Raw genomic sequence first — 6,612 nt, forward strand, 5'->3', positions numbered from 1 at the left:
GGACGGGCTTCACCTGGTTCCCCACCGGGACGGGCTCGGGCTCGGGGAGCTTGTTGTCCTCCCGGACGGCCCGGAACAGCGGCTCGGCCAGGGCCCGGTTGAACTGGACGCGGTTCCTGTCCTGCGGGTACGCCTCCACCGGGACGGTCACGAACCGGACCTTCCCGGCGCTCATCCCCCGCAGGCTGCCCGCGAGCCGCTGCATGACCGAGAGGGTGAGGTCCTCGTCCGCCTTGATCGACTTGGCGACGGCGGAGAGGAAGTCGTAGGTGCGTCCGGGGTCGGTCAGCATGCCCTTGTCGGTGGCCTTCTTGGTGACCGACGCCATGAACGCCTGCTGCCGCTTGATCCGGTCGAGGTCGGAGCCGTCGCCGAGCGCGTAGCGGGTCCGGACGTAGCCGAGCGCCTCGTCGCCGCGGACGACCTGCCGCCCCGCCCGGAGCCGCAGCTCGGCCTTCGGGTCGTCGATGCGCCGCGGCACGCAGATCTCCACGCCGCCGAGCGCGTCCACGACCCGCTTGAAGCCGGCGAAGTCGACCTCGACGTAGTGGTCGATGTGGATGTCGGTGAGGGACTCGATCGTCTTCCACGTGCAGGCGGGGCCGCCGTTGGAGAACGCCGTGTTGATCATCCCGAACTGGGCGGGGACGGTCGTGCCGTTCCTCCGCTTGCAGGACGGCATCTGCACCATCGAGTCGCGGGGGAAGCTGATGCCGATGGCGTTCTCGCCGCCGGGCGAGATGTGCAGCAGGATCGTGGTGTCGGAGCGCTGCCCCGGCTCGGTGCCGTAGCCGGCGTTGCGCCCGGCGCGGCTGTCGGACCCGATCAGCAGGATGTTCAGGGAGCCGTTGAGCTTCTCCGGGCGGTCGACGCCGAGCCGGCCGTCCACGTTCTCGCGGTCGATCTGGCCGTCGAGGCGCCGCCAGAACCCGTACGCGGTCAGGCTCCCGGCCACCAGCACCACCGACATGACGATCGACAGCACGCCGAGCACGCGCCACAGACGCCCCCGCACCGGCGGTTCCGGTGGCGGCGGGGCGTTGCCCGCGTAGTACACGGGAGACGGCGCGGCGGCTCGCTGCATCCGCAACATTTCAGCACAGATTGGACACCCAGCTCCCGGGCCGCGGCAAAGTCGGGCGCGCGGCGGGCGGGTCTGCCCGGGATGCCCGCGATCGCTAGACTCCCGGGAAGATGAGCACAGTAGACGCGCTGACCGACCAGGCCATGGTCGTGCTGCAGGACCGGCCGCTGGTGCCCCTGAGCGCCTGGCTGAACAAAGCCCTCGGCGACTGCGTCGCGGGCGGCCGCACCCTGCAGCTGGTCACCCCCCTGGACTCCCGGCTGTCGCTCCCCCTGCGCACCGCCGCGTCGGGCAACGACGTGCAGTGGGTCGTCCGCAACGGCGACGGCTACTACGAGGGCCTGACCGGACGGCCGCTGAAGTGGAGCGGCGGGACGTTCGTCCCCGTGCCCGAGGCCCGCGACTACGCGCCCGGGTTCACCACCCGTCCGAGCGTCCCCATCGGCTCGCAGCTCACCCTCGTCTACCGCACCAGGCACGGCGCCGAGGGCGACCTGGGCGGGCCCGTCGAGCGCCTCCTGCAACTGCTCACCGGCAAGCCGCCCGGCGCGCTCGGGCCGGCCGAGCCGCTGGAGCACCCGTGGCGCCGCGACCGCTTCACCGAGTACGCGCGGGGGCGCTCGACCGCGCGGCTCCTGGTCGTCGGCGACGGCCCGCGCCCGGCGCAGGCGATCTGCGACTTCACCGCGAGCGCGGGCGGCGCCGTCGGGGAGGTCAGCACCGTCACCATCGGCTACATGCCGGAGGACCCGCCGCCCCTGCAGCACCTGCCGACCCTCGTCGGCGCGCTGGCCGCCGACCAGACGATCGCGTCGCTGTTCGTGCAGCTCACCCCCGGCCGCGCCGACCTCACCACCGAGCCCCGCTGGACGGGCGCGCCCGCCCCGGTCGCGCTGGCCGTCGCCGGGACGGTCTCCGGGCCGAACGGCATCCCCGGCCAGCCGGTCGGGCCGCCGCGCGCGCCGCTGACGTTCTTCCCCCTCGGCGACGGCCGCTCGCAGGACGGCTGGCAGCGGCACAGCCACCTCATGCAGCACCTCCAGTCGGCCTGACCGGCGGCACCGCCGCCCTGATTGCGACGTTCCTCCCACTACCGACGGCAAACGGCACACAGAGTTGATGATCTACCCGTAAGGGATGATGTACGGTCCTGCCCATGGGACAGGCCGGTCAGCTCGACGCACTTGAGCGGGCCGTCGAGGGGACGCTCGCCGAAGGGTCGTTCGAGTTCGACGACGCTGAGGCGGTCCTGCGGATCGAGGGGTCCCCCGTCCTGACGACCACCTGGTTCCTGTCCTGCGGCGTCGTCGGCGTAGCGCTGCTGATGGCCGGGGCCGTGCTGTCCCTCGCCGGGCTGCCGGACGAGGCGCGGTGGGCGCTGGCACCGGGCGCCGGGCTGCTCGGCTGCGCGCTCGGCATCGTGCTGCTGCTCCGCTTCACGCCGGTGGCCGCCCTCTGGTCGGACGTGGAGCTGCGGTTCGCGGAGCGGGCGATGGTGCACCGCCGCAAGCGGGTGCCGTTCGGCGAGCTCCGTCCCGAACACCTGGTGTGGAAGAACGGGTGGTTCTTCCGGCGCCTCTACGTCCGGCACCCGTCCCTGCGCAAGCAGCTCGCCGGGTTCTTCGGCAGCGAGGAGCGCCAGGCCGCGGAGTTCCGGCGGCGGCTGTGGGAGCTGATCGCCGCGCCCGAGCTGGCGGACGCCCCCGGCGACGGCGGCCTCACCCCCGTGCAGCGCTGGATCATCGCCGCCGGCGCCCCCTACGGCGCGATCAACGGCTTCCTCGTCGACCGCCTCGGCACCGCGCCCGGCGAGTCCGCGAAGGCCGCCGACCGCCGCACCGCCCACGAACTCCTCCAGGACCCTTGGGGCGCCTACGACCTGGAGCAGCTCCTCGGCGCAGTCAACTGGCTCGTCCAGGACGGGCACCGCGCCGACTTCGCCCGGGACGCCCGCCTCGCCGCCCGGCCGCCCGCCGCGCAGGAGGAGTACGGGACGCTGCTGCGGGAGGTCGACGCCCTCATCGCCCGCGACGACCTCGAACCCCCGTTCGTCGAGCGGCTGATCGAGCTGGTGCGGCTCCGGTACGGGGACGAGGGCGGCTCGTACGCGCGGCTCGTCCCGCGGCTGCTCCGCGACGAGCCCGGCGCGGACGTCAGCGAGGAGGGCGCCGAGCTGGCCCAGTTCCTGCACCAGCTGTTCAACGACCGCAACCACGCGTCCGAGGAGCTGCACCGCCTGCGGGTCCTCGCCGACCCGGCGCTGCGCGCGAACGTGGAGCGGTTCCTCATCTGGGACTACGGGCGCGCCCTCATGCTCTACCGCTGGGGCCACATGGTGGGCTGGCTGACCGAGGAGTACTGCTGGGAGCGGATGCTCCCGCTGGCGATCGACATCCAGCGGCGGTACTCGTCCTGGCGGGACATGGCCACCTGCTACCTGCAGGGGCGGCTGCTCTGGTCGGGCGGCGGCGGGAAGGCGCAGGCCGAGTACGAGCGGCTCGTCGAGAACCTCCTCACCGAGCCCCGCAGCCCCTGGAACGCCCTCCCCTGGGACCTTCCGCTCACCCGCGACTGGGCGTGACCGTCAGCCCCCGATGACGCCGCCGTGGTACGCGGCGCCGTCCTGGCCGGGAACGCCGACCGCCGGACCGCCGCCCTGCCGGGCCGCCTTCCAGCTGCGCGCCGGCGCCTCGCTCGCCCCGTCGGGGTAGACCGTCCCGCCGGCCCAGTGCACCAGCGAGTCGGCGAACCTGCGCGCCACCCGCACCGCGTCGGGCAGGTCGGCCGCGGCGCGGACGTCCACCCACCAGATCGGGGCGGTGACGCGGTCGGCGAACTCCGCGCCGAGCAGCCGGCGGATCTCGCTCTGCGCCGACACCTGCACCGCGTCCTCGATCGAGACGAGCAGCCGGCCCTCGGCGTCGTAGAGGAGGGTCGGCTCCGGTTCCCCGCCGCGCAGCTCCAGCGGCTCGCCCATGGCGATCAGACCGTCCGCCACGGCGTGCACGTCCGGACGGCGGCGCACCAGCGCCACCAGGTCACTGCTCATCGGGTCACCCCAGCCTCGGCCGGACCCGGCGGGCCGCCGCGGCGCGCGGCGACGGGTCGCCGGCTTGTGTCGGACACCTGCCTCCCTCTCCATCGCAACCCTATGACGCTTCCGCACGCGCCGCCGCCGTCCGCGGGCACGTACATCCACGACATACCTACCATCCCCCGGGATTTCGCCAACTTCTGCCCGCTACTCTGGTCGGATCTCATCGGCCACCCCGCTTGGATCCAGCTCGGAGCGTTCCATGAACTCCCCCCAATGGCCCGGTCAGCCGCCCGGCGGACCCGGCTTCCCGCCACCGGCGCCGCCCGGCCCGCCGCCGCTGCCCGGCGGCCCCGGCTTCCCGCCGCCGCCCCGGCGGAGCGGAGGCGGAGCACTCGTCCCCCTGCTGATCTTCGGCCTCGTCGGGGTCCTGGCCCTCGTGGGCATCGGCGCCTTCGTCATCCTGGAGAGCAACGACGACGACGATCCCCGCAGGACGACCACGCTGCCGACCTACACGCCCTACTCCCCCTCCTACTCGCCGGCACCGAGGCCCACGACGTCCAGGGGAGGCACCGGCACGGGCTCGGACCCGGCCTCCATCCTCTCCACGACCATCCGGACCGCCAAGGGCAAGACGTTCACCCGGGCGGGCACGCGGACGGAGTCGTGCAACACCCGCGCCAACACCACGCTCCGCACGACGCTGCGCAGCTACCCGTGCGTGGGCTCGATGCACTCGGCCGTCTACGCCGACCCCACCAAGAAGATCATCACCGCGGTGTCGATCGCGAAGTTCTCCAGCTCGTCGGCGGCGAGCGCCGTCAGCCGCGTCACCGCCAAGCAGGGCTGGCCGAAGCTGCTCACCCCGTCCCAGGCGAGCGGCCTCCCCCAGCCCAGGCCCGACCCCGCCTACTGGACCCGCTCCTGGACGCAGGGCTCCAACGTCATCTACGCCCAGTCGTACTGGTCGTCCGGCGCCGCCGCCGGCGGCCGCACCGGCACCGTCTTCGCCATCGCCGGCGAACTGGGCGTCGAAGTGACCAACGTCCTCATCTGGAAGAACTGACGGACGGAGGCCGGCGGGCCGCCGGTCAGCGGACGCCACCGCCGGTCAGCGACCGCGAGAAGACCTCGTACACGATGCGGGTGAAGGCCGACCGGGCGGCGGCGGAGACCCTCGCCAGCTCCACCGAGCTGCCGGTGGCCAGATGCCGGTCGTAGGGGACGAACACGACGGGCAGTCCCCACGCGGCGAGCATCTCCTGCGCCCGCCGCAGGTCGGCGCCCACCTGCGGGGCGTGCGAGACCATCGCGATCACCGTGCGGCCGAGCAGCCCGTGCTGGTCGTTGGCCGCGTACCACTCCAGCGCCCCACGCGCGCTCAAGGCGCCGTCGACCGTGCCCGGGGTGACGAGGACCAGGCCGTGTGAACCCGCGACGACGCCGCGGTTCACCTCGGTGAGGATGCCCGCGCCGCAGTCGACGACCGTCGCGGCGACGTAGCGGCTCACCGAACTGAGCGCGGTCTGGAACGTCTCCAGCGTGAACTCGCCGGCGATGCGGCCGCCGCGCGTGGACGACAGCACGTAGAGGCCGTGCGGGGTCCGGGTCAGGAAGCCCTCCGCCTCCTGGAACGTGTTCGGCCGGTGCGCGGCCAGGTCGAACAGCGAGAGCTGGGGACTGACGCCGAGGCGCAGCGGCAGCGATCCCAGCTCCGCGTCCGCGTCGGCGGCCAGCACCCGGTCGGCGCGGTGCAGGGCCAGCTCGGTCGCCAGCATCGCGGCCATCGTCGTCTTGCCCGCGCCGCCGCGGACGCTCGCGACCGCGATCTGCCGGGAACTCGGCACCGAACGCTGCATCAGGTCGGCGAAGGCGGCCCGCTCCCTGGCCTCCCGCGCGCCACCCCCCATCGCGTTGCGGACACCGCGGCCCATCCGGCGGGCGAGGGGGTCGCCGTGCTGGTTCTTGCGGACGAGATCGTCCGCCGGGACCGGGTGGCCGCCCCCCGCCTGCCCGGGCGCGGGATGGGACGGCGCGGGCGGCGCGGGCGCCCCGGACGAGGCGTCCACCGGCTCGGGCTCCTCGCCGGAGGGCACGGCGCCGAGCACGGGATTGACCGCCGCCTCCCAGTCGAAGTCGGAGTGGATCAGCGGCTCGGCCTGCGGGGGCGCGCCCGGGACGTCCGCTCCCTGCTGCTCGGCGGCCGGCTGCGGCACCGCCTCAGGCTGCGGGGGCGACGGCTGCGGGGGCGGCTGCGTCGTTTGCGGGGACGCCGCTTCCTGGGCGGCGGGCTGCCGGGCCACCTGGGGAGACGGCTCGGGCGCCGGCCGCTGCGGCGGCTGAGGCTCCGGCCCCCCGGACACGGGCTGCACGGGCTCGGGCGGCGCGGGCACGGGCTGCGGAGGCGGTGCGGCCTCGGGTTGCGCGGGCGCGGGCGGTGCGGGCTCGAACTTCGGCGGCTCGGGCGGCGCGGATTCGGCGTGCGCGGGCT

At 74.2% G+C, this 6,612-nt stretch carries 6 protein-coding genes; 3 read left to right on the top strand and 3 right to left on the bottom strand.

Annotated elements, in window-relative coordinates; translation table 11 throughout:
• The coding region (locus E1266_RS34365) for an LCP family protein (RefSeq protein ID WP_165966322.1) at positions 1–1,084 on the bottom strand (1,084 nt) is incomplete at its 3' end.
• A 110-nt stretch (positions 1,085–1,194) separates the two neighbouring features.
• Here E1266_RS34365 and E1266_RS34370 point away from each other — a divergent pair.
• Both E1266_RS34370 and E1266_RS34375 read left to right on the top strand, forming a co-directional pair.
• Positions 1,195–2,136 (top strand): DUF6177 family protein, encoded by a 942-nt coding sequence (locus E1266_RS34370; protein ID WP_243719254.1) that lies wholly within the window; start codon positions 1,195–1,197, stop codon positions 2,134–2,136.
• Positions 2,137–2,240: 104 nt separating this feature from the next.
• Positions 2,241–3,665: a DUF1266 domain-containing protein gene (locus tag E1266_RS34375; protein WP_132054305.1), complete on the top strand. Its 1,425-nt coding sequence runs from the start codon at positions 2,241–2,243 to the stop codon at positions 3,663–3,665.
• A 3-nt stretch (positions 3,666–3,668) separates the two neighbouring features.
• Here E1266_RS34375 and E1266_RS34380 read toward each other — a convergent pair whose 3' ends face one another.
• Positions 3,669–4,133: a hypothetical protein gene (locus tag E1266_RS34380; protein ID WP_243719256.1), complete on the bottom strand. Its 465-nt coding sequence runs from the start codon at positions 4,131–4,133 to the stop codon at positions 3,669–3,671.
• 247 nt (positions 4,134–4,380) lie between these two features.
• Between E1266_RS34380 and E1266_RS34385 the strand changes: the two genes are divergently transcribed.
• The gene (locus E1266_RS34385; RefSeq protein WP_165966323.1) at positions 4,381–5,187 is read left to right on the top strand and encodes a hypothetical protein; all 807 of its coding nucleotides are present in this window, start codon (positions 4,381–4,383) and stop codon (positions 5,185–5,187) included.
• Between the two features lie 25 nt (positions 5,188–5,212).
• Here E1266_RS34385 and E1266_RS34390 read toward each other — a convergent pair.
• Positions 5,213–6,612 (bottom strand): MinD/ParA family protein (locus tag E1266_RS34390; RefSeq protein WP_132054309.1); only part of this gene is annotated, 1,400 nt, incomplete at its 5' end.

Origin of the sequence: Actinomadura sp. 7K534 (genome assembly GCF_004348575.1) — a bacterium.
Lineage (GTDB): Bacteria > Actinomycetota > Actinomycetes > Streptosporangiales > Streptosporangiaceae > Spirillospora > Spirillospora livida.

Bases quoted from the DNA above. Each gene is read 5' to 3' on its own strand.
- E1266_RS34370 (WP_243719254.1), top strand. From the start codon at position 1,195: ATGAGCACAGTAGACGCGCTGACCGACCAGGCCATGGTCGTGCTGCAG.
- E1266_RS34375 (WP_132054305.1), top strand. From the start codon at position 2,241: ATGGGACAGGCCGGTCAGCTCGACGCACTTGAGCGGGCCGTCGAGGGG.
- E1266_RS34380 (WP_243719256.1), bottom strand. From the start codon at position 4,133: ATGAGCAGTGACCTGGTGGCGCTGGTGCGCCGCCGTCCGGACGTGCAC.
- E1266_RS34385 (WP_165966323.1), top strand. From the start codon at position 4,381: ATGAACTCCCCCCAATGGCCCGGTCAGCCGCCCGGCGGACCCGGCTTC.